Source organism: Bradyrhizobium sp. AUGA SZCCT0105 (assembly GCF_018129565.1).
GTDB lineage: Bacteria > Pseudomonadota > Alphaproteobacteria > Rhizobiales > Xanthobacteraceae > Bradyrhizobium.
On the sequence record NZ_JAFCMK010000004.1, the window covers coordinates 192,218 to 214,937 of the forward strand.

The 22,720-nt window shown below is 64.7% G+C and carries 20 protein-coding genes; 4 read left to right on the top strand and 16 right to left on the bottom strand.

Annotated elements, in window-relative coordinates; genetic code table 11:
* Positions 1–2: 2 nt before the first annotated feature.
* Together recQ and JQ573_RS20540 are read right to left on the bottom strand one after the other, a co-directional pair.
* Positions 3–1,871 (bottom strand): DNA helicase RecQ, encoded by a 1,869-nt coding sequence (gene recQ, locus JQ573_RS20535; protein WP_212316746.1) that lies wholly within the window; start codon positions 1,869–1,871, stop codon positions 3–5.
* Between the two features lie 244 nt (positions 1,872–2,115).
* Positions 2,116–3,336 (bottom strand): DUF2235 domain-containing protein, encoded by a 1,221-nt coding sequence (locus JQ573_RS20540; protein ID WP_212316747.1) that lies wholly within the window; start codon positions 3,334–3,336, stop codon positions 2,116–2,118.
* 331 nt (positions 3,337–3,667) lie between these two features.
* On the opposite strand from JQ573_RS20540, the gene JQ573_RS20545 reads away from it, so the two are divergent.
* Positions 3,668–4,195, top strand: coding sequence for a hypothetical protein (locus JQ573_RS20545; RefSeq protein WP_249132056.1), 528 nt, complete (start codon positions 3,668–3,670; stop codon positions 4,193–4,195).
* 113 nt (positions 4,196–4,308) lie between these two features.
* Here the strand turns inward: JQ573_RS20545 and JQ573_RS20550 are convergent, their stop codons facing one another.
* The 9 genes from JQ573_RS20550 to JQ573_RS20590 all read right to left on the bottom strand — a co-directional run bounded on the left by JQ573_RS20550 (position 4,309) and on the right by JQ573_RS20590 (position 12,264).
* Positions 4,309–5,685, bottom strand: coding sequence for a VWA domain-containing protein (locus JQ573_RS20550; RefSeq protein ID WP_212316748.1), 1,377 nt, complete (start codon positions 5,683–5,685; stop codon positions 4,309–4,311).
* A 6-nt stretch (positions 5,686–5,691) separates the two neighbouring features.
* Positions 5,692–6,639: a MoxR family ATPase gene (locus JQ573_RS20555; protein ID WP_212316750.1), complete on the bottom strand. Its 948-nt coding sequence runs from the start codon at positions 6,637–6,639 to the stop codon at positions 5,692–5,694.
* Positions 6,640–6,803: 164 nt separating this feature from the next.
* Positions 6,804–7,127, bottom strand: coding sequence for a hypothetical protein (locus tag JQ573_RS20560; RefSeq protein WP_173639424.1), 324 nt, complete (start codon positions 7,125–7,127; stop codon positions 6,804–6,806).
* A gap of 175 nt (positions 7,128–7,302) precedes the next feature.
* Complete coding sequence (locus tag JQ573_RS20565; protein ID WP_212316751.1) at positions 7,303–7,935, bottom strand: HAD-IA family hydrolase; 633 nt, start codon at positions 7,933–7,935, stop codon at positions 7,303–7,305.
* Positions 7,936–8,089: 154 nt separating this feature from the next.
* Positions 8,090–8,776, bottom strand: a complete 687-nt coding sequence (locus JQ573_RS20570) for an isoprenylcysteine carboxylmethyltransferase family protein (protein ID WP_212316753.1) — start codon at positions 8,774–8,776, stop codon at positions 8,090–8,092.
* Between the two features lie 99 nt (positions 8,777–8,875).
* Positions 8,876–9,217, bottom strand: coding sequence for a hypothetical protein (locus JQ573_RS20575; RefSeq protein ID WP_212316755.1), 342 nt, complete (start codon positions 9,215–9,217; stop codon positions 8,876–8,878).
* A gap of 36 nt (positions 9,218–9,253) precedes the next feature.
* Positions 9,254–9,433, bottom strand: coding sequence for a hypothetical protein (locus JQ573_RS20580; RefSeq protein WP_092126523.1), 180 nt, complete (start codon positions 9,431–9,433; stop codon positions 9,254–9,256).
* A gap of 59 nt (positions 9,434–9,492) precedes the next feature.
* A complete protein-coding gene (locus tag JQ573_RS20585) occupies positions 9,493–9,684 on the bottom strand; it encodes a hypothetical protein (protein ID WP_029080476.1) in 192 nt (63 codons plus the stop codon).
* Between the two features lie 174 nt (positions 9,685–9,858).
* Complete coding sequence (locus JQ573_RS20590) at positions 9,859–12,264, bottom strand: S8 family serine peptidase (RefSeq protein WP_312011550.1); 2,406 nt, start codon at positions 12,262–12,264, stop codon at positions 9,859–9,861.
* On the opposite strand from JQ573_RS20590, the gene JQ573_RS20595 reads away from it, so the two are divergent.
* Positions 12,223–12,522, top strand: coding sequence for a hypothetical protein (locus JQ573_RS20595; protein WP_212317303.1), 300 nt, complete (start codon positions 12,223–12,225; stop codon positions 12,520–12,522). The two genes, JQ573_RS20590 and JQ573_RS20595, sit on opposite strands and share 42 nt — an antisense overlap.
* 162 nt (positions 12,523–12,684) lie before the next feature.
* On the opposite strand, the gene JQ573_RS20600 is transcribed toward JQ573_RS20595, so the two are convergent.
* A complete protein-coding gene (locus JQ573_RS20600; protein ID WP_212316759.1) occupies positions 12,685–13,359 on the bottom strand; it encodes a response regulator transcription factor in 675 nt (224 codons plus the stop codon).
* Positions 13,360–13,798: 439 nt separating this feature from the next.
* On the opposite strand from JQ573_RS20600, the gene JQ573_RS20605 reads away from it, so the two are divergent.
* The gene (locus tag JQ573_RS20605) at positions 13,799–14,560 is read left to right on the top strand and encodes a trypsin-like serine protease (protein ID WP_212316761.1); all 762 of its coding nucleotides are present in this window, start codon (positions 13,799–13,801) and stop codon (positions 14,558–14,560) included.
* 164 nt (positions 14,561–14,724) lie between these two features.
* On the opposite strand, the gene JQ573_RS20610 is transcribed toward JQ573_RS20605, so the two are convergent.
* The 3 genes from JQ573_RS20610 to JQ573_RS20620 form a co-directional block, all read right to left on the bottom strand.
* A complete protein-coding gene (locus JQ573_RS20610; protein ID WP_212316763.1) occupies positions 14,725–16,947 on the bottom strand; it encodes an acetate--CoA ligase family protein in 2,223 nt (740 codons plus the stop codon).
* A 168-nt stretch (positions 16,948–17,115) separates the two neighbouring features.
* Complete coding sequence (locus tag JQ573_RS20615) at positions 17,116–17,706, bottom strand: class GN sortase (RefSeq protein ID WP_212316765.1); 591 nt, start codon at positions 17,704–17,706, stop codon at positions 17,116–17,118.
* Between the two features lie 191 nt (positions 17,707–17,897).
* Positions 17,898–20,117 carry a marine proteobacterial sortase target protein gene (locus tag JQ573_RS20620; RefSeq protein ID WP_409334692.1) on the bottom strand — a complete coding sequence of 740 codons (2,220 nt, stop codon included), beginning with the start codon at positions 20,115–20,117 and terminating at the stop codon, positions 17,898–17,900.
* A gap of 253 nt (positions 20,118–20,370) precedes the next feature.
* Here JQ573_RS20620 and JQ573_RS20625 point away from each other — a divergent pair, with 253 nt between their 5' ends.
* Positions 20,371–21,135 (top strand): helix-turn-helix transcriptional regulator, encoded by a 765-nt coding sequence (locus JQ573_RS20625; RefSeq protein WP_212316769.1) that lies wholly within the window; start codon positions 20,371–20,373, stop codon positions 21,133–21,135.
* Positions 21,136–21,418: 283 nt separating this feature from the next.
* Here JQ573_RS20625 and JQ573_RS20630 read toward each other — a convergent pair whose 3' ends face one another.
* Positions 21,419–22,639 (bottom strand): ABC transporter substrate-binding protein, encoded by a 1,221-nt coding sequence (locus JQ573_RS20630; protein ID WP_212316772.1) that lies wholly within the window; start codon positions 22,637–22,639, stop codon positions 21,419–21,421.
* Positions 22,640–22,720 lie beyond the last annotated feature (81 nt).

Sequence of the window (22,720 nt, forward strand, 5' to 3'; positions counted from 1 at the left end):
GTTCAGCCTTCCGTCCTTTTCACGATCCGGATCAGCTCGTCGCCGTAATGCTCGAGCTTCTTGTCGCCGATCCCGGCGACGTTGCGCAGTTCGTCCAGCGTATCCGGCCGCATCGCGGCGATGCCGTCGATGGTCGAATCGTGCAGCACCACATAGGCCGGCACGCCGCGCTGCCGCGCGACCTCCGAGCGCCAGGCGCGCAGCGCCGCATGCAGCGCTGGGCTTGCGATCCCGCCGGGGCTGTCGGCGGCGGGCGCGAGCTCGCCGCGGCGCGACTTGCCGCGGACCGCGCGATTGCGCGCGCCTTCCGGCTGCTCGCGCAGCATCACCGCGGTCTCGCCTTTCAGCACACCGCGGGCGCTGTCGGTCAGCTTCAGCGCGCCAAAGGCGTCGCTGTCGGCGCGCAGATGGCCCATTGCCACCAGCTGGCGCAGCACCGCGCGCCATTGCTTCTCGTTGAGCTCGCGGCCGATGCCGAACACCGACAATTGGTCGTGATTGAACTGCTTGACGCGTTCGGTCAGCCGCCCCACCAGCACGTCGATCAGGTGCATGGCGCCGAAGCGTTGTCCGGTGCGATAGACGCAGGACAATAGCTTCTGTGCGAGCACCCTGCCGTCGCGGACACGCGGCGGCGTCAGGCAGTTGTCGCAATTGCCGCAGCTTTCGTCCGTGCGGGTCTCGCCGAAATAGCCGAGCAGGCGCTGGCGCCGGCAATGCACCGTCTCCGCGAGCGCAACCAGCGCGTCGAGCTTGCCGATCGAGACGCGCTTGAAGGCGTCGGAGCCGGTCGATTCGTCGATCATGCGGCGCTGCTGCACGATGTCGGAGAGACCATAGGCCATCCACGCAGCCGACGGCTTGCCGTCGCGCCCGGCGCGTCCGGTTTCCTGGTAGTAGGCCTCGATGCTCTTGGGCAAATCGAGATGCGCGACGAAGCGCACGTCGGGCTTGTCGATGCCCATGCCGAACGCAATCGTGGCAACGATCACGATGCCGTCCTCATTGAGGAAGCGATCCTGATGCCGGGCGCGCACGCTGGCGTCGAGCCCGGCGTGATAGGGCAGCGCGGGAATGCCGGCCTCGCTCAGCGATGCCGCGACGTCCTCGACCTTGGCGCGGGACAGGCAATAGACCACACCGGCATCGCCGGTATGCCGCTCCTTGATGAAGGACTTCAGCTGCGTGGTGGCGTTCTGCTTGTCGACGATCTCGTAGCGGATGTTGGGGCGGTCGAAGCTTGCGACGAACTCCGGTGCGTCGGTGAGTGACAGCCGCTCGGCGATCTCCTTTCGCGTCATCGCATCCGCGGTCGCCGTCAGCGCGATGCGCGGCACCTTGGGGAAGCGCTCGGCGAGTGCGGACAGGCCGATATATTCCGGGCGGAAGTCATGGCCCCATTGCGAGACGCAATGCGCCTCGTCGATCGCAAACAGCGCGATCTGCGCCTGGCCCAGCAGATTGAGGCAGCGTGGCGTCAGCAGCCGTTCCGGCGCAACATAGAGCAGGTCGAGATCGCCCGCGAGCAGCCGCCGCTCGACCTCGGAGGCTTCCTGATAGGACAGCGTCGAGTTCAGCACCGCGGCGTTGACGCCGGCCTCGGAGAGGCCCGCGACCTGGTCACGCATCAGCGCGATCAAGGGCGACACCACGATGCCGCAGCCGTCGCGCAGCAGCGACGGCAGCTGGTAGCACAGCGACTTGCCGCCGCCGGTCGGCATCAGCACCAGGCAATTGCCGCCATCGGTGACATGGCGGACGATCTTCTCCTGCGCACCGCGGAAGCCCGACAGGCCGAACACGGAACTGAGCACGGACCGCGCGTCGCGAGGCGAAGCGGATGCATGATCGAGGGCTGGTTGGGCGGTCATGATCCCTGAGAGGGCGATTCGGGTTCCCGGATCGAACGATTCCGGAACGAAACGTGTTAATACACCGTCCTGCGATAAACTCAATTGAGGCAATGGCAGCCGGCCATCGCGCGCGCCGATACGGTCGGCTGAGCTCAGCCGCACGCGGATCAAGGATACCGATCGATTCGCAAAGCGCTTTCGAGCGAAGTGGATGCCGCTTCGCGTAAAGAAAAGCGCCTCAGGATAGGAAACTCTGACGTTGTCAGGCCGCCGGAGCGGGCGGCGCCGGTGGCGGCGTCATTGGCTCGACCTTGTAGGTCTTCGGCAGGTTGATCGGCCGGTAGGCCGGATCCTTGTCCATGCGCTCCAGCACCGAGGCGTGGATGGTCGCCCCCTCCGGTATAGGCCGCGGCTCGCCGCGCGGCAGATAGAAGCCGAGGAAGGACTTCCGTTCCGGCCATTCCTTCCATTTGTCGCTCTTCGGAATCCATTCCAGGATTTCCCAGGCGGCGGTCAGCGAATTGTGCAGCGGAGCCGTCGCGCTCGGCGGCACGTAGTCGTGCTTGTGCGGCGGCAGCGGCATCCCCCAGGCGAGATGATCGATCAGCGCCTGATCCATGTGCAGCCCGGCGGACCTGGCCTGCTCGAGCATCCAGATCAGCGGAAACTTTGACGGCCCGCTCTGGTCCTCGGGATAGCCGCCGCCGACGTCGGAGTGCACGCCGGCGAACCAGACCTGGCGAATGTCCTGCTCCACCTCCGTTGCCGGATTGAATGGATCGGAGCGGAACTTCTGCGGTTCGATCCAGCGGTTGAGGCGGAACATGCGCCTGCGTTCATCGATCGAGATCGCCTGGCGGAATCGCCTGACACTGGAATTGGTGCGGGTGAACAGCAGCGTCTGGATGTCGAACAGGAAGTTGTCCTGCCGCGGCACGATGATCGAGGCGACGGTGTCCCAGACTCCGACGAACTCGATGTCGATGTTGCGCCCGCCGGCGATCTGGCTGAAGTGCCAGGCTTCCTTCAGCGGGGCATCGTCGAACGTGCCGTCCGATTTCTGGGAGTCGGAGCTGGCTTTCTTGTAGGTGTTGAACGCGTAGTCCGCGATATCGAGCTGGTCGACCGGCAGGAGGCCCATTACATGGACGAAGGCCGCCAGCGTGCGCACGGTATAGGCGCCGCGGCTGAAGCCGAACATCCAGACCCGGTCGCCGGGCTCCCAGAGCCGGCACAAAAACTGGTAGGCGCCAAGCGTGTCCTCGTCGAGACCGGCACCGAAGGCCAGCCCGAAAAGGCCGCGCACCTCCTGCTTGAAGCGGCCCCAGCTGTTCTGCAGGCCGATCGTGCCGAGACCCGGATGATAGTAGATACGCTGCCGGTCATCCTTGTCGGCGACGCGAAACAGCTTCAGGACGTTGGAAATATTGGCGCCGATCTCGTTGCCGGTGCCGTCGCAACAAATCACAAGATCCTTCGGCATCCGTTGCCCCCGCGGCCGCCGTGAAAATTCGCGACCTCTATGTACGGCAGAACACGGGGATGATTCAATCTCCAATTGAAGGCGGTTCTGTGTACGCGGCATGAACGCCGACTGTCGTTCTGGAGTCTGCGGCCGGCATCGGTCGCGCGCGCGCACTCCACGGCGATCCGCAGAATTCAATTGCAACACTTTGGAAAAGGTGGAAATCTCATCGACAGTCATTGCGATATTGCGTCGATATTTTCTCCCCTTCAGGGATTTCGCCGGTGCGCGCGATCATCTTGCCCGCTGCTTTCCGCAGCTTCCGCAGCCTGGACAGGAACGGATCGGCATGAGCCACCAAGCTCTCGTGACGATCATTCTCGCGGGATTGGTGGTGAGTGCGTTCGGACTGTTCTGGTGGGTCGGCAGCTACTCCGATCGCGTTTTCGCCGATAGATTCCGGACCCGCTTTCCAGAGAAGACGCTGAGCTACACCGGCGATCAGCTCGGCGAGCTGGTGCAATCCGATCTCCGGATGAAATATGTCTTCCCGATTCTGTTCCCGCTCGATCTCGTCGTCATGCTGGCGCTGGCGGGCGCGATGGGCGCGGCGTCATCATACTGGCTCAACCAGATCTATCCGACCGCAGCGTGGCTCGGCCTGGTCGTGCCGGCCGTGTATCTGCTGAGCGACCTGATCGAGGATTGCTTGCTGGCCTGGTTGTTGCTGCACGGCGACCCGCATGCGGCGGCACGTTCCGTTTCGATCCTGAAGGCGATCACGACGATCAAGCTCGTGAGCATCTTTGCCTCGATCGCGCTGACGCTGGTTGCGTTCGTCGGATGGCAATTCCACAGCGACTCGCTTCGCCTCTAGAGCTTCGGTTCTGATTGAATCAGGACCGAAGCTCTAGATTTTTGTTTTGACGCGTTTTTCTTCACGCGAACCGGTGTCCACTTCGCTCGAAAACGCTCTAAAGCGCTGGCGATCTACTGATACGTCGCCACGATGTCGGAGACGGCGCGCTCGAGCTGCCGGGCGGTCGCGCATTGGCGCACCACGGTGCAGAAGGTCGCGTAGCGCGGCATCTCGGAATCGCCGAAGCCCCAGACCATGCGGCCTTCGGGGTTGAGCCACACCAGGCGCTTGGAGCGCTCGCCGATGCGACGCAGGATGTCGGCGCGCGGATCGAGATTGTTGCTGCGGGCGTCGCCGAGCACGATCACCGTGGTCTGCGGCGTGATCGCGCTCATCCAATTGTGCTCGAAATCGGCGAACGAATTGCCATAGTCGGACGAGCCGAAGCCGACCTTGGACATGATCTCCTTCATCGCCTCTTCCGGCGATTTCGATTCCAGGATGTCGCTGACCTCGATCAGGTGGCCCGAGAAGGCGAACGAGCGGACGTCGTCGACCACCTCGTGCAGGCTGTGGATCAGGAGCAGGAAGAAGTCCGACACGCGGGCAACCGAACCCGAGACGTCGCACAGCGCGACGATCTTCGGCCGGTCGCGATGCTTGCGCTTCCACGCGGTGAGGAACGGCACGCCGCCCCAGGCCGCGTTCCGGCGCAGCGTGCGGCGAACGTCGAGATGGCCGCGGCGCTGACGCTTGCGCGGCTTGGAATAGCGCTCGCGCAGCCGGCGCGCGATCTGGCGGATCAGCGCGCGCATCTGCTCGACCTGGCGCGGCTCGATCCGCGCCAGCGGCGCGTTGCGCAGGATCTCGTTGCGCAAATTTTCGGTCTCTTCGCGCCCGTAAAGCAGCAAGGCTTGCGAGACCGCGTCGCGAACCGTGCCGCGCAGGCCGTTGAGCGCTTCCTGCAGCCGCTCGGCGAGCGCCGGATTGCGCGTGGTCTGCTCGTCGATGTCGTCGCGCAGGCGCTGGATGCCCATCGCATCGAGGATGCGGGTCTGGAAGATGCCGCGCTGGGTGAAGTAGCGGATGTCGGGTAGCGAGGCGGCGCCGGAGGCATTGGCGATCGCCGTCGATATCGCGGCGCGATCCTGCGACAGCAGCATCTGCGCCAGCGGCCCGACATTCTCGTTGGCGGCGCCGCCCGCCGCATCGCCATGCTCATCGGCCGACGGGTTGGCGCCGGATTCGCTGTTGTCGTCGGTCTTGTTCTGCTCGGCGCTTTCCTGCTGCGGCTCGGGCTGGCTGAAGAACAGGTCAAAGCATTCGCCGAGCGAGCGCTTCTCGTCCTGGGTCTTGGCAAGCGTCAGCAGGAACGTGTCGCGCAGGATGTCGCGGTCGGCAAAGCCGACCTGGGCGACCGCTCGCATCGCATCGATGCTTTCCGCGGGCGAGACCCGGACCCCGGCTCCCCGCGCCGCACGAAAGAAGCGATGCAGGTTCTCGCGCATCTTGGTCTAGCTGAACACGCCTTGGCGCGACGCCTTGGCGATGAAGGACGAAATCTGCGGCGTCGCGGCCTCGATATCGGCCTCGTATTTCAGGAGCACGTTGAGCGTGTCCTTGACGATCTCGGTGTCGAGCTCGCTCGCTTGTAGCAGAACCAGCACGCGGGCCCAGTCGATCGCCTCGCTGACCGAGGGCAGCTTCTTCAGGTCGAGCGAGCGGATCTCGTGGATGAAGCCGACCATCTGCTTGCGCAGCGTCTGCGAGATGCCGGGCACCCGGCTCTCGACGATGCGCTCTTCAAGCTTCTGCTCGGGGAAGCCGATATGCAGATGCATGCAGCGCCGCTTCAAGGCATCGCCGAGATCGCGTTCGCTGTTGGAGGTCAGGATCACGGTCGGCGGCGCCACCGCGGAGACGGTGCCGAGCTCGGGGATCGTGACCTGGAAGTCGGAGAGAATTTCCAGCAGCAGCGATTCGAATTCGGCGTCCGACTTGTCGATCTCGTCGATCAGCAGCACGCAGCCGGCCGGCTGCTCCAGCGCCTGCAACAGTGGCCGCGGCTCGACGAATTCCTTGGAGAAAAACACGTCGCCGAAGGTGTGGAGCTGGTCGAGCGCTGCGGCCAGCGTCTGCGCGCCGCCGAGCACCTCGCCGAGCTTGTCCTTCAGGATCTGGGTGTAGAGCAGCTGCTTGGCATATTTCCACTCATACAGAGCCTTGGCTTCGTCGAGGCCTTCATAGCACTGCAGGCGGATCATCTTCAGGCCGCGCCAGGCGGCGATCGCCTTCGCAAGCTCGGTCTTGCCGACGCCGGCAGGGCCTTCGACCAGGATCGGCTTCTCGATCTGCTGCGACAGATAGACCGCAGTCGCGATCTGCCGGCTCGCAATATAGCCTTGCGCGGCGAGGCCGCTTTCCACGGCCTCGATCGAGGCGGTGGGCCTGGTGTCAGCCACGAGGATCAGCTCCGAATTTGCCTTGAACTCGGACCTGTTCTGCTCCCGTTGCGGGCAAAGCACAAGGCTCGTTTGGCCGCAACGGCATGAGGATTAAAGGCTGGGGTTAGCGCATGGTTCCGGGGTTATTTCCGCCGAGCGCAATACGGGAGGAGCGGCAGCCTCTAGCCCGCGCAGCTCTTCACGAAATCCTTGCGCTGTGGGCCGACGATCTTCTGGTCGATCGCCTGCTTCAGGCAATCGAGATGCGCCTGGGCCATGCAGAGCTGCATCTGGTCATGCCGGTCCTGTCCCTTCAGCGCCTTCGCCGCGCTCTGGCAGGCCGCGCGCTTGGCACCGGGGACGGGCGCTGCCGCCGACGTGTTCTCTTGCGCGGGAGCCGCCGCCGGCGCTGCCGCCGGTGCGGGGGTTGAAGTCGATTGCGCGAACGCTGCGACCGAGACCAGCAGCGAACCAGCCGAGACCAAGGCGACGACGAGATGTTTCATGGGATGTGCCTCCGCGGGCATGATCCGGAGAAGTGAACGTCGGCTTTTCCGGAACGTCATGCTCAGACCAGGAATGGGATCACGATGCGATTTCATGGTCGCGCCGTGACCCAAGGGGAGGCTGAGAATTAGTGACTGCCGCCTGAATGCGGAGTGAATATGCCGCCAGGCCGCTTCACCTCAGCGTGAGGCCGGTCGCCGCTTCGAGCTCGGAGATCGCCTGCGCGGCGTCCGCGACCTTGATCGTGGTCATGCCCACCTCGCGCGCCGGCTTCAGGTTGACACCGAGATCGTCGAGATAGACGCAGTTCTTCGGGTTCACCCGCAGCGTCTCCACCATCATCTGGTAGATGCGCGGGTTCGGCTTGCGCAGGCCGATCTTCGCGGACTCGATGACGTGGTCGAACAGCGACATCACCTCGGCAACATAGAGCGTGCGTCCGCTATGGCTGCCGATTGCGTTCGACGGCAGATTGTTGGTGATGCAGCCGGTCTTGAATTTCGCCTTGATGCGCTTCAGCGCCTCGACCATTTCCGGGCGCAGGTCGCCGGACAGCAGCGGCAACACGTCCTTGCCACGCACCTCGGCGCCGAGCGCCTTCGATTCCGTCGCGAACAGCTCGTCGAACGCGTCGATGCCGATCTCGGCGCGCTCGAACTTGGCCCAGGCGTTTTCCAGATGGTTGGCGGCGTTGGTGCGGCGGATGATGTCGACCGGCAGGCCGCGCTCGGTCTCGTAGCGCGCGAAGGCCTCGAACGGCGAGGTGGTCAACACGCCGCCGAAATCCCAGATCACTGCCTCGATCATCAATGTCCTGCCCGTTGCAAGGCGGCGGCTTCGCCTCGGGTCGTCCGGCCGTTTTGGCCGAAGACAGGGAAACGCGCGTTCAGCCTTCTTTATTGGAATTGCCGCCGATCAGGCAAGCCGCCAGTTTGCGGCAAACTCCGCCATACGGAACGGCTCACCAGACCATCGGAACCAGGCGGTAGCGCACGCGCCCGAGATATTCGGCATAACCGTCGAGCTCGGCAGCGAGCATCCGCTCCTCCATCATGGACCGCAAACCGAGCAGCGCCGCCATGACAGGCACGATGCCAAGGCCATACCAGGATCCGAGCAGCAACGGCGTGCCGATATAGGTCAACAGGCCGCTGGCATAGATCGGATGCCGCACATAGGCGTACGGCCCCGTCGTCACCGCAGCATGTCCGCGCTCGCGCTGGATCTTCACGACCGGGGCGGCGTAGCTGTTTTCCCGGTAGGTCCGGTAGACGATGTAGAACGACGCGGCGATCATCACCGCGCCGGCGCATTGCAGCCAGAGCGGGATGAACGATGTCTGGTAGCGCACCGCGTGGAGCGCCATCAGCGGCAGCCATGTCAGCCACAACAGCGGCATGATCGTCGTGATGACGCGATCCCACCCGGCCTGGCCGCGCGCGGTGCGGCGCTCCGCCAGCAGCCCCGGATCATGTCTTGCGAGCCATGCCTCGGTGATCAGTCCGCCGATCGTGATCTCGAGCAGGAACATCCAGGCGCCGGCCCATCGTATGGTGCCGGCCGCTAGAAACAGGAGAGTCCCGAGGCCCACAAATGTGCAGGCGGCGCGGCGCAGATTGATGCCAGGGGGATTGCCGTTCTGGTTCATGTCTCTCTCCGACGAGCGGCAACGGCCGCGCCGCCGGATCGGGCGGGCCGTTGCATGTCCGGGTAGCGGATCGAAGCGCCGCTCAGTGCGTGGACCTGGTCACGGTCTGCGGGTCCAGTTTCGTGCCTGTCCGGAATAGACCTTGCTCGGCAACCCGCGGGCCGTGGGATCGAGCAGGATCTTCATCGCGGTGTTGAGGCGCTCCTCCGAACGCGGCGAGCCATCATGGCGCATCTGCTGCGGAGCACCGGGGCCCTGCGGAGGCGCCATGTAGGCCGACGTTGTCGGCGGGGCGGGCGTGGTGGCGATCTTCGGACGGGCGACAACGGCCGCCTCCAACGGGCGCCGCGCGTCGGCAAGGCTTGACGCTGCGGATGCTGATTCCGCCGGCGGCGGAGAGGCGGCGCTGTCGGATCCGGATTTGCGGGGCGGTTTTGCCATGGCATCGGCTCCATAGGTTGGGTGATGACGACGACGTCAGGATTTGTCTTCGTCGGATGTGGTGCGTTTGGCGATGATCGGGTTGCGGTCGCTGATCGCGGCGAGCAGCGAGGCGTGGCTCACGACTGACGACACGACGATCTTTCCGGACGGCTCGATCCGGCGACCGTTCTGCTGCTGTTGCTGTGGGCTCCTGGCGGTGGATTTCTGCATCATGTCGGCCTCCTCGAGGGCAGGGGGTGGGGCCCGACAGCGCCGGGCCCCGAGTTTGGCGATCAGATGCCGAAAGCACCGAGGACGCCCGGCAGCGCCTGCACGGCCGTACCGAGGATGTCCTGCCAACCCTGCGGGTTGACCGACCCGTTGGTCGCCACTTCGGCAATCCGCTTCGGACCGCGCTCGATGCCCTCACACTGGATCGGGCTACGCACGCTGCCGAAGGTCTCAAAGTCGTTCCTTGCGTACATGTTCAGCTCCTTCTTTCGGTTTGAATTGACGGCAACTACGGGAGGTGGGCACCGACCGGGGCAGCCGTCGCTGGACGTCGCCCAGGGGATCGCTCATCGCGTCGATCCCCTGGACCACGTGACGCTAATTCGCGCCACGTTCTGATCTCCTCCGGACGCAGAGGAGCAATCGCGTCAATAGACCTGCCACTGCCGCAGCGGCCCGACCGCCACCGGCACCACGTCGCTCACGTCGATCGTGTACTGATAGACTTCGCGCGCCTGGGTCAGGACCTGCGTCGGGTTGAAGAAGCGGTAGGTCACGTCGTGGCAAATCGATTCCGGACGGCAGATGAGACTCTGGTCGACCTCGACGGTGTCGAGCCGCAAGCCCTTCTTGGCGACGTCGGTGAAGATCTTCCGCGTATTGTAGGCATTCATCGCCGAGTAGTTCAGCGCGCGATCCTGCGGCGAAAGTCCGACATTGCGGAATTCGTTGTAGATCCGCTCGAGGAAGCCCTCGGCCCCGTCCGGCCAGGTGGTGGGGTCGGGCCCGAACAGCGTGTAGAGATCCCACTGGTAGAAGCCGCGCCAATCGGTCACCAGCGTCGGAACGACCGTGCCGTTGAGCAGTTTGGTCGTGTTGGTGCTGTCGACCCAGCCGGCCATCGAGACCCGCGCGACGCCGCCGCGCGGCGGGAATGCGGGCGGCGTGATCGGTCGTGCGTCAGCGCCGGCGGCAGCCGCATTCGCCAGCACCACGGTGCGGGTCGTTGCGGGATCGTCGTGCGAAACCTCCTGATGCCACAGCGCCAGGATCAGCGCGGCGAAGAATCCGAGACCGAACACGTCGAGCGGCTTGATCGCATAGATCGGGATCGAATCGATCGTCATCGTCCAGGTGATGGCGTCGGCGTCCGGGAAGTTGTTGCCGGCGCCGGCCGGAGTCGCGGTCTCGCCTTCAGCCTGGTTCAGCAGATAACGCGCCATGATCGCCGGATTGTACGGCGCCGAGGTATCGCCGGAGTGATCGCGCTCCGGTCCGAACGCCGGATCGCCGCGTCCGATCAGGCTGTCGCGCCAGTTGGCGATCGCCTGCACGAAGTAGTCGAGGCGGGCTTCCTTGCCGAAATCGTAGAACAGCCGGCCGATCGGGAAGGCGAGTTGTCCGGTGGACTCGGGCGTCGCGCCCTGCGGACGCATGCCGCCGCCACAGCCGCAGTTCTTCTCGCTGGTTCGAACCGCGGGCGCTTCGTACATCGGCAGCGCCTGGGGCATTGCGACGGGAAGCGCATTGCTCGGCATCAGCGCGTGCAGTTGCTGCGGCTGCAGCCAGGTTTGCGGCATCATGCCGGCCGTCGGCATCGCCATCTGCGGCATCATCATCTGCGGCATCATCATCTGCGGCATCACCATCTGGGGTGCCGGTGCCGGCATCCAGACCATGTCGCCGCCCGCATGGGGGGCGTGATACGGATAAGGCGCGGGTGCGGCGATCGGCGCGGCGACGACGCCGTGATCAACGGGGACGGCCATGGCCGCAGGTGCCGTCGGCGCGGCGGGCTGCGCCTCGCTTGGCATGATCCCGGCGTTGCTTCGCAGGACCGAGCCGTCAGGCCCGAATATGCGCGGAGCCGATGGTGCAGACATTGCTGATAGATCTCCCATGGAACCCTCTCTGGTTGCAGTTGGCTGAGCGGCGGATGACGGTTGGACGAAAGGGCGCGCGGACACTCCCCAGAAGCGGGGAGGCGCGGCCGTGGCACCCGACGGCATGACGGCGTCCGCCTGCTCGCCAAGCAGGGCGGCGACAGCCGCGGGAATATCGAGCCGTCCGGCGAGACAGCGCGAGGCGCTGCCATCGTTGCGGCACGGCGCCGCGCTTTCGAGCAGCGCGGCACGGACGGCTTGCGGATCGGCCTTGCGTCCGTTCTGGCGCAGGCATGAGAGCAGCAGCGCGACGACGCCGGTGACGATCGGCGCCGCGTAGCTCGTTCCGGAACGCAGGCTGACGTTGCGGACCGGCGAGGCGCCGGCGATGTTCTCGCCCGGCGCCAGGATGCCGTTCTCGAGATAGGCGTCGCCGAAATTGCTGAACGGCAGCGGGTTGCCGGCCAGATCGCACGCGCCGACCGCAAGCACCGAAGCGAGGCTGCCCGGCACCTGGACGCAGCGGCAGCCATCATTGCCGGCGGCGGCGACGATCAGTTTGCCGGCGCGCTCGCAGGCCCGCACCGCGTCGACCAGAATGCGATCGGCCTGTCCCGTCGCGGATTGCTGACCGCTGCTGATGTTGATGATGTCGGCGCCCACCGCCAGCGCCTGGTTGATCGCAAGCGCCAATGTGCTTTGCGAGGACGGCTCGATCTGTCCGGCGGCATTCTCGCGATAGATCGAGAACACGGTTGCGTTGCAGTTCGGCGCGACGCCGAGCACCGGGCTGCCGGGCGTGCCCATCAGCACGCTCGTGACATGCGTGCCGTGCTCGGACTGGATGATCGATGAAGACGGCGCGACGAACTCGCCGCCCATGGCGACACGGGCCTGCCTGAGCGAGGGATGATTGAGATCGACGGGGCCGTCGATGATCGCGATCTTCACCGCGGGGTCGCCACCCGACGTTCTCTGCCACAAGGCAGCCAGACCAGCGATGTCGGCAACTGGATTCATGAAATCGATCCTGGCCGATCTGCTGCGAATTCGTGCAGCCGATCCGTCTTCCACGGCAATCTGCAACCGCGCAGCGAGCAAAAAGAGCGGCACGTCGCTGCGTTGGTGCTGTTGTGGCAGGTGTGCCGCGAAAGGCCTATTCACCGCGGTGGATCAGAAAGGATCGAGCCGATGATGCGGATCGACTGATCCATGAGATCGATCCTGCGCCTCGAAAGATCGATCAAAGGGTTTAGTCGGGATCGGTCTCACGGCGTGATGCGCTCTCATGCGCGCAAAGCCGCGCAGCATCTGCGCAGCAATGCATGCGCGCGCTGCGGTCAGTCGAATACGGAATTCAGGTCGCTGGTGTCAGTCGAGCTCGCGGCGACGATCGAGAGCCGGCGCAGATGATGCGAGCCACGGCGCTTCGCGGACCCGCCGCATCGCCTGCGCCCGGCGCGGCAGGCCGAGCTTTTGCAGCACGTGATGGACGTGATGCTTGACGGTGGCAAGACTGAGATTGAGATCGCGCGCGATCTCCTTGTTCGACATGCCCTGCCCGATGAGCTTGAGAACCTCGCCTTCGCGGCGCGTCAGTCCCTGGTCCGTATCGATCGTATCTGCCTGACGTTCCATGCAAAACAACGCGCGCAGCAGTCCGCCGGAAATCTCGGCGCTGCAGGCAAGCCGCCCTGACGCCACGTCCGACAGTGCGCGGCAGAGCTCGTCGAAGCTGGCATTCCGGGAAATGTAGCCGCTAAACCCGGCCCGGCCGCAGCGAACCACGTCGCGCCGGTCCTCATTGAGGCCGAGCGCCACCAGCGCGATCTCCGCATGCTCGCTCGCAATCACGCGCACCTCGTCGAGATCGATGCCCTGTGTGACGTCGATCAGAATGACACTCACACTGTTGGTCTCGAGGGTCGCGCGCAGGCCGGCAAGATCGGCGACCGCCGCCTCGACGGCAAACTCGGCGTGGTTCTGGAAACTCGAGGTAAGCCCCTCGCTGAACAGCCTGATCGGCGTGACGACCGCGATCCTCATGATTATCCTCGAAACTCAACGAAATGGCGGATGAAAAGCCGTCTGTAAGTCAACGGCACCGGCATCCAGAAAGTCATGAAGGTAAGTATGCGGTATGCTGCCAGAGGTTGTATTATATTATCAGGTCGAAATTACGGCTCTGATGCGCGCGGGATCAAGAGATACAGTTCACATTCGAACGTCGTGCCGGCAGCGCAGCGCAGGATACGATGTGATGGATATCGCGGCAAGCTGGCGACACGCAGCGCGTGCGCACCATGGGCTGCAGGAAATCTCGTGGCGGCTTCAACGCCGTAGTGATCGACGCCTAGATATTTAGACAATTGACGCGTGTGGGCGCGGGTGCTCTGTACAAGATTGCGTGTTCTTCGGCCGAGTGTGAGCGACGCAATGCCGCGCCTCGGATGTGCTCAATCCAGATGCAGATCGACAGGATTCCATGACGAGCGTGATTCGAGCGACAGCCTTTCTGACCCTGTTGATGGCAACGCCGGCCCTTGCGATCGTCGGTGGTGGCGCGCCGTCGACCGATGGCGTCGCGCGCGCCGTCGTCACCATCGTCGGCTCGCGTGGCAATTTCTGCACCGGCGCGCTGATCGCGCCGAAGGTGGTGCTGACCGCGGCGCATTGCGTGCAGGCCGGCGCCGACTACAAGATCGTCGACTATGGGCCGGACCGGCAACCGAAGCTGCAGGACGTCAAGACGGTTGCGATCCATCCCGGCTTTCGGATGCAGGCGATGACCAATCATGTCGCGACCGCCGATGTCGCGCTGCTGCAGCTTGCGGATCCGGCCGCAGGCAAGGCGCCGGCCGTGCTCGGCATGCCCAACATTCCGATCCAGGTCGGCGGCCGCTTCACCGTCGCAGGCGTCGGTGTCACCGTGCGCGGCGACGGCAAGAGCGGCGGCAGCATTCGCGTCGCTGGCCTGATCGCGAGCGGCAAGCCCGGCACGCTGCAGATCCGTCTGGTCGATCCGGTCGGGCAGGGCGTGCGCGACGGGCTCGGCGCCTGCACCGGCGATTCCGGTGCGCCCGTGTTCGAAGACAAGCCAGGCGGGCCTGTCATCGTCGGCGTGGTGAGCTGGTCCACCGGCCCGAACGGCACCGCCGGTTGCGGCGGCATCACCGGGGTGACGCCGCTCACGCTCTATCGTGACTGGGTGATGCAGACCGCGCTGCAGTGGGGGGCGAGCTTCTAGCCGAGCGATGCTTTCGAGCCAGCCGGACACTCGCGATCCGTCATCCTGAGGTGCGAGCCTCTTCGGCGAGCCTCGAAGGATGCACGGCCCCACTGTGGCCGATTCATCCTTCGAGGCTCGCTGCGCTCGCACCTCAGGATGACGGTGATGAATTCGCGATGAACCTAATGCCCCGCCGCCTTGTTCGCGGCGGCGTTGTTCAGCACGATCAGGCCGTCGACGGCGACGCCGAGCTTGCTGTTGATCAGGAACGGATTGACGTCGATCGAGGCGATGCGGCCATTGGCGTCGGCCATCAGGTTGGAGAGCCCGACCAGCGCCTTCACCGCCGACGGCTCGTGCAGCGCGGGCTTGCCGCGATAGCCCTTCAGCTTGACGCCGGCCTTGGTCTTGGCGATCAGCTCTTTCGCCTCGGCGGCATCGAGCGGCGCGCCGGCAAGGGCGACGTCCTTCAGCAGTTCGATGTCGACGCCGCCGGTGCCGAACAGCACCACGGGGCCCATCTCGGCATCGAGCGAAGCGCCGACCACGAGCTCGAGGTCGGCCTTGACCTGTTGCGCAATCAGGATGCCCTCGAGCTTCGGCTTGCCCTTCAGCTTCTTCACCCGCGCGGTGATGTCGTTGAACGCCTTCTTCACCTCCGCCGCATTGCCGAGGTTCAGCACCACGCCGCCGATATCCGACTTGTGCAGGATGTCGGGGCTGACAACTTTCGCGACCACCGGGAAGCCGATTGCCTTGGCGATCTTCACGGCCTCCGCCGCGGTCTGCGCGACGTCTTCCTTGGAGATCGGGATGCCATAGGCCTTGAGCAGCTGCTTCGAGGCAACCTCGTCGAGCGCGGCGGCGCCGTTGGCCGCCTTCAGCGTCTTCTCCAGCACCGCGCGCGCGGATGCCTTCGAGCTCGACACGATGTCGGGCACTTCCTTGCGCAGACCTGCGTACTCGATCAGCGACTTGATCGCGCCGACCGCGCGGTCGAGCCCCTGCATGACCGCGATATCGGGCAGCGACTTGCGCAGTCCCTTGGTGAACTCGGTGAAGCCGATCGACATCGCGCTGATATAGATCACCGGCTTGTTGGCCTGGCCCGCCATCTCGTTGACGATGCGCAGATTGCGCTCGCGCAGCTCATGCGGCGCCTTCGGCAGCTCGGCATCGATGATGACGATGTCGGTGTCGGGATCGTCGATCATGATCTTGATCGACTTCATGTAGACGGAGGGATCGACCACCGCAGCGAAGCCGGCGTCGAGCGGGTTGCCGACGATGCTGCCGGGCCCGAGCATCTTGGCCAGCTGCTCCGTCGCGTTCGGGCTCAGGGCTGCGAAATTCAGGCCGGCGGAATAGAACGCGTCGATCAGCAGCCCGCGCTTCCCGCCCGACAGCGACACCGCCGCGAGGCGGTTGCCCTTTGGCGGATCGGCATGGACGAAGCACTCGGTGGTCTCGATCAATTCATCCAGCCCGCGCACCCGGATCACGCCTTCGCGGGTCGAGATCGCATCGAATGTCTCGATCGAGCCGGCGAGCGCGCCGGTATGCGCCATTGCGGCGGCGCGACCGCCTTCGGAGGAGCCGAGCTTGAGCGCGATCACCGGCTTGCCTGCGGCGCGCGCGGCCTTGCAGGCTTCGCGGAACACCTTTGTGTTCCTGACGCCTTCGAGATAGACCACGATGACGCGGATGCTCGGATCGGCGGCGAAATAGCTCATCAGGTCCGGGGTCTCGAGGCCGGATTCATTGCCGGTCGTGACCATGTAGCCGACGCCGACGCCGCGATCCTCCAGCGCCTGGCGGATCGCCATCACGATCGCGCCGGATTGACCGGCGATCGCCACCGCGCCCGGCTCCATGGTGACGATGCGGTCGTCGATATTGGTGAACAGGTTCTCGCCGGCGCTGAGATTGCCGAGGCAATTCGGACCGGTGACGGCCAGTCCGGTCTCCTTGATCGCCTGCTTCAGCTCCTCCGCGAGCCGCTGGCTCTCCTCGTCCTGTAGCTCGCTGAAGCCGGATGTGACGATGGTCGCCGAGCGGGCGCCGGCAGCGGCCGCGTCGCGGATCACTTGCACGGCGAATCGCGCCGGTACCAGCACCAACACATGGTCCGGCTTTTCCGGAAGGCTGGCGAAATCCTTGTAGCAGGTGACGCCCCAGATCGTTTCGCGCTTGGCGTTGATCGGAAACAGGCCGCCGGCATATTCGTATTTGACGAGATTGTTCCAGATCCGTTCGGCATAGTTGCCGGGCTTGTCGGTGGCGCCGACCAGCACGATGTTGCGCGGGTGCAGCATCGCGTGGATGCTCTTGACGATGTCGCTGGCGTCAGCGGGCGGTGCCCATTTGCGGGACGAATGTGACGCGGTGCCTGCGAAAGCTTCCATGGAGCCTGCCCTTATCCTTGTTCTACTTGTTTCCTCTGGCCCACGGCGGATCACCGCAGAACGCGACTTTTCATTGTTTTTATGGCCGATGGAAGGGGGTAGCAACTCACGCTGGCGCAAGTCAGGCCAACGCTTGCAATATCCCGGCAGGCGCAAAATCGATGCGGATCAGGAACCTGAGTCGGATAGGCTCGAATCCGATTGAATCATGGTCGCGTGCAACAGATAACGCTCGGGGCCGGATGTCAGCGCGTCGAACGGCCAGCAGGTCGACAGCACCAGCTCATACCGGTTGGTGAGCGGAACGATGCCCGATTGATCGAAGCGGACGACCGAGCTGCGATCGGCCCGGTAGCGAAAAATCTTGCCGTCGCTTCTCGTGACGTCGATCTCGTCACCGATTGTGACGTCCTTGAGAAAGCGGAAATGGGTGTCGCGATGCGCGGAATAGACCGCGATGCCCGGCTCGCCGGCATCGACGGTCTCTTCGACATGGCCGGGACCGAACGCCAGCGCCTGGCCGCTGCTGCCGGCCAACGCAATCGCGGAAGCGTGCAGACGCTTCACCTCGATCCGGGCGACGGGCCAGGTATCGGCCCAGCGCCACGGCTTCACGGGATGTCCGGTCGCGATGCTCTTTGCGAAAGCGCGCTCCAGCAGCACCTGCGCGAGCAGTGCCTTGGCGTGGATATAGGCGCCTTGGCCGAACAGGATCAGGCCGATGAGGGCGAAAGCGAGCGGGAGGATAAAGCGGCGCATTGTTGAGCCTTCCGTCATTCCGGGGCGCGTAGCGAACCCGGAATCTCGAGATTCCGGGTTCGATGCTGCACATCGCCCCGGAATGACACTCGAAGAGAAAGTGGCGCGCGCGGCCCCGGGGGGACGGGTGAGAAGGCCGCGCGCGCTCTTGAAAGAGAAGGTCGGGGGGCACCGCCTCCTTTCATCCGACGTCAGTGGGACAACGTCTGACGTCGGTTGAACACCAGAAGCAGAAGGCTGACCGTAAGCAGGATCACACCTGCGATCATCTTCAGCTCGGCGTCGGTCGCGGTCTTCGGCAGCTGGATCGTGCCGGGACCTTGCGTCGCGACTGGTGACCGCTTCAGCGCGGTGAGCTGCACCTTGCCGTCACCCGCGTCGGCGCGCCGCTCGGTCGGTGCAGCTGGCAGGCGCGGACGCTCGCCGAACACCTTTGCGAAATCCCAGCCGGCGGGCAGGTTGAGCGGCAGTTCGGAGAGCTTGAGCGGCTCGCCTTCGGGACGGCTCGGCGTCTTGTCGACCGCAACCAGGCTGGTCAGCCGCGTCACAAGCTGATGCTCCAGCGCCAGCGCGAGGATGGTCTTGTCGGCATCTTCAGGGCTCTGTTGGCGTGTGGTGCGCGTGACCTCGGCATCCTCGATCTTGCGGCGTGCCCACAGTTTCGACAGGCCCTTGCCTTCGGCCGCACCGGCGAGCGGCAGCGTCACGCTCCACGGACGGTCGCCGATGCGGCCCTTGATCTCGACCGAGCCGGCAAGCTTGTCGAGCTTCGCGGCCAGCACCAGCGGCTCGTCGCGGTAGACGTCGGGCAGTGCCGACGGCGTCAGGTCGGCCGTCGCATCGGAGAATTTTGCGGTGAGGTTGGTCACCGCGGGATTCTCCAGCTTGCCGAACAGGTCGCGCATCCGCTCGTCGACCTGCTCGACCGAGCCGATATGGGTGAAGGTGCCGCGGCCGAGCTCGGCAGCGCGCGTCATCAGGTAGGTGTTCGGCGCCGAGCCGATGCCGACCATGAAGATTCGTGAGCGACCGCGCAGCGCGCTGACGGTCTCGAACAATTGCTGCTCGTTGCCGATGGCGCCGTCGGTGAGGAACACGACCTGCCGGACATGGTCGGCGTCGTCGTGGTTGGTGTCGGAGAGCGCCGCGCGCATCGCCGGCACCATCTCGGTGCCGCCACGGGCCTGGATCGCACTGACGAACGACGTCGCGTTGCCGATATTGGCGCTGTTGGCGGCGACCGGCGACGGGAACAGGGTGTCCATGGTGTCGTCGAAGCGGATCACGTTGAAGCGATCGGTCGGCTGCAGGCGGCCGAGCGCGTAGATGAGGCTCGCCTTGGCCTGGATGATCGAGGTGCCGCCCATCGAGCCGGAATTGTCGATCACGAAGATCACTTCGCGCGGCAGGGCCTTCTGTTGCGCCTGCTCGACCGATGGCGGGGTGACGAAGGCCAGCAGATAGTCGGAATTGCCGACATGCTCGCGGAACAGTCCGACCGACGGCGCCTTCTCGGCGGCCGGCTTCCAGGTCAGCTCGAAATCGCGATCGGCGGGCACCGGGCCTTCGGCGAGTTTGACAACGCGCGTGGTGCTGTCGGGGCTCTCGATCCTGACCTGGTGGAAATGGCTCTTCACGTCACCGAGCGGGAACCCAGCGTTGAGGTGCACCGTGATGTTGGTCGGATTGATCGGGGCGTTCGTCGCGGGATCGAGCACTTCAGAGGTGATGCGATCGCGGTCCGGCACCGGATCGGTCGTGGTGGCGCCCCAGCCACTGCCATCGGCGCGGAGGTCGACGCTCTGCACCACCGGGCGCGGATTATAGCGCGGGCCGATCACCATCGGCACCCGCAGCGAGAATTCGTTGCCGTTCTGCTGCACCGGCTCCTGATACTCGATCTGCACCAGCACGGTCTCGCCGGGACCGATATTGGCCACCGAGTTGGTGAAGATGTTCGGCCGCTCCTGTTCAGTGAGCGCGGCCTTCTGGCCATTCTGCTTGGCCTGCTCGTAGATCGCGCGGGCCTGCTGCCGCTCCTTGATGTCGCCGACTACGATGCGGTCGCCGACCACCATCTTCAGCGTGTCGACCGCGCCGCCGGCCGGCAGCGGATAGACATAGGTCGCTTCCACCCAGTCCTTGGTCGGGTTGCGGAAGATCTGCGTGACGCGGGCGCGGACCGTCGGGCCCGACACGGTGAGGTCGACATCGATGCCGAGCCTGGTTGCGTCGGCATAACCGTCGTCGGTCTTGAACAACAGCGATCCGGAGCGGGCCTCGCTCGGCCGCAGCACCGCCTGTTGCGGCAACTCGGCTGACCACACAGGATCGAAGCTCACGAACAGCGCCGCAAAGCCGATCACCAGCGCGGCGACGCCTTCCACCAGGAAGAACAGCGCAATGCGCATCCGGCGCGACAGCCGGATCTGCCGGCCGCTCTCACATGCATCGTAAATCGTCATTTTCGTCACTCCCGAGCGAGACTTTCGCTGCCTCGCGATCATGGAGAACGGCGGTTTTGGCGCGAGCAGAATGATCGGCAATGATTGGCCGCCGTCCGGCGCGGGCCGCCGGCGGCCGAGGCGGGTTTGTGCGGTTTTGTGATGGATTGTCCGGTCTGCTAGACTGCACGGAATCAAGGGGAACCGGGCAGGAATCAGGATGCCGACGCCTGACAAGCAGCTTTCAGCCGAGCAGAGCCAGCAGGTCGCGGAGACCATCCGCGAGGAAATCGCGCGCCGCCGCATCTCGCGGCAGACGCTGGCCGAGCAGGCGAAGCTCAGCCTGTCGACACTGGAGAAGGTGCTCGGCGGCCGCCGCCCGTTCACGCTAGCGACCACCGTGCGGCTCGAGCAGGCGCTCGGCGTCCCCTTGCGCAAGCTGCCGGAGGCGATGGCGGCGGCTGTGCCTGCCAATGGCGGGATCGCGCCTGACAGCCTCGGATCCTATTCGCGCCGCTCGGTGGCGCGGATCGAAGGCACTTACATCACGGTGCGCCCGTCGTTCGGCGAGCAGGGCGCGGTCTATGCCTATCGGACGGAGATCGCCTGGGACGATGCGGCGTCATCGCTCGGCTTCCGCGAGGGCGAGCGGCAGGATGCCGATTACACCCAGTATGGCGAGGTGGCGGTGCCGAATGAATCGGGCTTCGTCTATCTCGTGACTAACCGGCACGGCCAGCATCGCGTGATCACGGTCTCGCGCCCGCGCAATTCCGGCGAGATGTACGGCATCATCACGACGCTGCTCGCCGGCCGCGGCTCGCTACTGACGCCGGTCGCCGCGCCGATCGCATTCCTGCCGGTCAAGAACGTGCCGAAGCCGAGCCTCGGCCGGGTGTCGGCCGACGATGTCAACTACGCCCTCTATCGCGAGCACCTGCGCCGCACGATCGACGAGCCGTTCGCGATTTTTTTGCCGGGGTAGCTCCAGTTGCGCCGGTCGCGGCGATCGTTGCTGCGCAACTAACCACGTCGCGCCGCTAGTTCCGTCATCCTGAGGTGCGAGCGGAGCGAGCCTCGAAGGATGCACGGCCGCCAGCGGGGCCGTCGACCTTTCGAGACGCCGCTCTGCGGCTCCTCAGGGTGACGGTGAGAGAGACGGGCGCGCGACCCACTTGCTCTGGCCTCGGCCTCAACACTCCTGCAAAATAACGAAGCCGCCCGAATGGGCGGCTTCGCAATAACGTTCACTCGTCGAGCGGCTGACACTAGCCGCCGGTCTCGGCGCTGATGATGTCGCCGAACAGCTCCCACTGTCCGTTCTTGAACTGCATCATCTTGAGCTGCTCGACCGGAGCGAAGTCGGTCGCGCTGGTGTTGATCCGGATGCCGGGGATCAGCGTGTCGGGCGTGAAGTCCTTCAGGCTGGCGGCCTGCTTCATCACGTTCTCACGCGTCAAATTGTCACCGGCCTGCTTCAACACCTGCACCATGGTCTGCGCCGCGGCGTAGCCATAGACCAGATTGGCGTCGGACAGGTTGGCGCCCGGCATGTACTTCTCGGCGAAGGCCATGAACTTCTTCATGCCCTCGTCATTCTTCCACTGCGGATCGGACGCGTCCTTGAGGTACCCGGCCGACAGTACGCCTTCGGATGCTTCGAGGCCGGCGGGCTTCATGACAGCGCCGATCGAGATCGAGACGTCGGTCATCACGTGCATCGGCTTCCAGCCGAGCTCGGCGATCTTCTTGATCGCCTGCGCGGCGAATTTCGGCGTCGAGATGTTGACGAACACGTCGGCGCCGGTGTCCTTCAGCTTGACGATGTGAGAATCGATCGACGGCTCTGTCGTCTCGTAGCTTTCCTCGGCGACGATCTTGACGCTCGACTTGTCGAGCACCTCCTTGAGGCCGACCAGGTAGTCCTTGCCGAAATCGTCATTGGCATAGAAGATCACGACCTTGGCATCGGGCTTGGCCTTGAGGATGTACTTGCCGAAGATCCGCGCCTCGACGCGATAGCTCGGCTGGAAGCCCATGGTCCACGGGAAATCCTTCGGATCGTTCCACTTGCTGGCGCCGGTGGCGAGGAACAGCTGCGGCACCTTCTTGGCGTTGTGATACTTCTGCACCGCGGTCTGGGTCGGCGTGCCCAGCGCGTTGAACACCAGGAACACCTCGTCGCTCTCGATCAGCTTGCGGATCTGCTCCACGGTCTTCGGCGGCGAGTAGCCGTCGTCATAGGAGATCCAGTTGATCTTGCGGCCGTTGATGCCGCCCTGATCGTTGATCATCTTGAAATAGGCTTCTTCGGTCTTGCCGATGACGCCGTAGGCGGAGGCGGGACCGCTATAGGCCTCGACATTGCCGATCTTGATCTCGGTGTCGGAGGCGCCGGTGTCATACTTCTTTTGTGCAAAGGTGGCCTGGGTGGAGAGCAGGCAGAGCGCCGCGGCGGCGGCCAGCAGCGACAATTTTGTGGTTTTCATAAAGGCAATTTCCTCGATTGATTCGGGTTGGGGACTTACGCAACGAACCCGCAGCCGGTTCGGGCAGACGGTTGCGGGCAA

Excerpts from the sequence above, each read along its gene's own strand:
- recQ (WP_212316746.1), bottom strand. The coding sequence starts at position 1,871 with ATGACCGCCCAACCAGCCCTCGATCATGCATCCGCTTCGCCTCGCGAC.
- JQ573_RS20540 (WP_212316747.1), bottom strand. The coding sequence starts at position 3,336 with ATGCCGAAGGATCTTGTGATTTGTTGCGACGGCACCGGCAACGAGATC.
- JQ573_RS20545 (WP_249132056.1), top strand. The coding sequence starts at position 3,668 with ATGAGCCACCAAGCTCTCGTGACGATCATTCTCGCGGGATTGGTGGTG.
- JQ573_RS20550 (WP_212316748.1), bottom strand. The coding sequence starts at position 5,685 with ATGCGCGAGAACCTGCATCGCTTCTTTCGTGCGGCGCGGGGAGCCGGG.
- JQ573_RS20560 (WP_173639424.1), bottom strand. The coding sequence starts at position 7,127 with ATGAAACATCTCGTCGTCGCCTTGGTCTCGGCTGGTTCGCTGCTGGTC.
- JQ573_RS20565 (WP_212316751.1), bottom strand. The coding sequence starts at position 7,935 with ATGATCGAGGCAGTGATCTGGGATTTCGGCGGCGTGTTGACCACCTCG.
- JQ573_RS20570 (WP_212316753.1), bottom strand. The coding sequence starts at position 8,776 with ATGAACCAGAACGGCAATCCCCCTGGCATCAATCTGCGCCGCGCCGCC.
- JQ573_RS20575 (WP_212316755.1), bottom strand. The coding sequence starts at position 9,217 with ATGGCAAAACCGCCCCGCAAATCCGGATCCGACAGCGCCGCCTCTCCG.
- JQ573_RS20580 (WP_092126523.1), bottom strand. The coding sequence starts at position 9,433 with ATGATGCAGAAATCCACCGCCAGGAGCCCACAGCAACAGCAGCAGAAC.
- JQ573_RS20585 (WP_029080476.1), bottom strand. The coding sequence starts at position 9,684 with ATGTACGCAAGGAACGACTTTGAGACCTTCGGCAGCGTGCGTAGCCCG.
- JQ573_RS20595 (WP_212317303.1), top strand. The coding sequence starts at position 12,223 with ATGATTGAGATCGACGGGGCCGTCGATGATCGCGATCTTCACCGCGGG.
- JQ573_RS20600 (WP_212316759.1), bottom strand. The coding sequence starts at position 13,359 with ATGAGGATCGCGGTCGTCACGCCGATCAGGCTGTTCAGCGAGGGGCTT.
- JQ573_RS20605 (WP_212316761.1), top strand. The coding sequence starts at position 13,799 with ATGACGAGCGTGATTCGAGCGACAGCCTTTCTGACCCTGTTGATGGCA.
- JQ573_RS20610 (WP_212316763.1), bottom strand. The coding sequence starts at position 16,947 with ATGGAAGCTTTCGCAGGCACCGCGTCACATTCGTCCCGCAAATGGGCA.
- JQ573_RS20615 (WP_212316765.1), bottom strand. The coding sequence starts at position 17,706 with ATGCGCCGCTTTATCCTCCCGCTCGCTTTCGCCCTCATCGGCCTGATC.
- JQ573_RS20620 (WP_409334692.1), bottom strand. The coding sequence starts at position 20,117 with ATGCGCATTGCGCTGTTCTTCCTGGTGGAAGGCGTCGCCGCGCTGGTG.
- JQ573_RS20625 (WP_212316769.1), top strand. The coding sequence starts at position 20,371 with ATGCCGACGCCTGACAAGCAGCTTTCAGCCGAGCAGAGCCAGCAGGTC.
- JQ573_RS20630 (WP_212316772.1), bottom strand. The coding sequence starts at position 22,639 with ATGAAAACCACAAAATTGTCGCTGCTGGCCGCCGCCGCGGCGCTCTGC.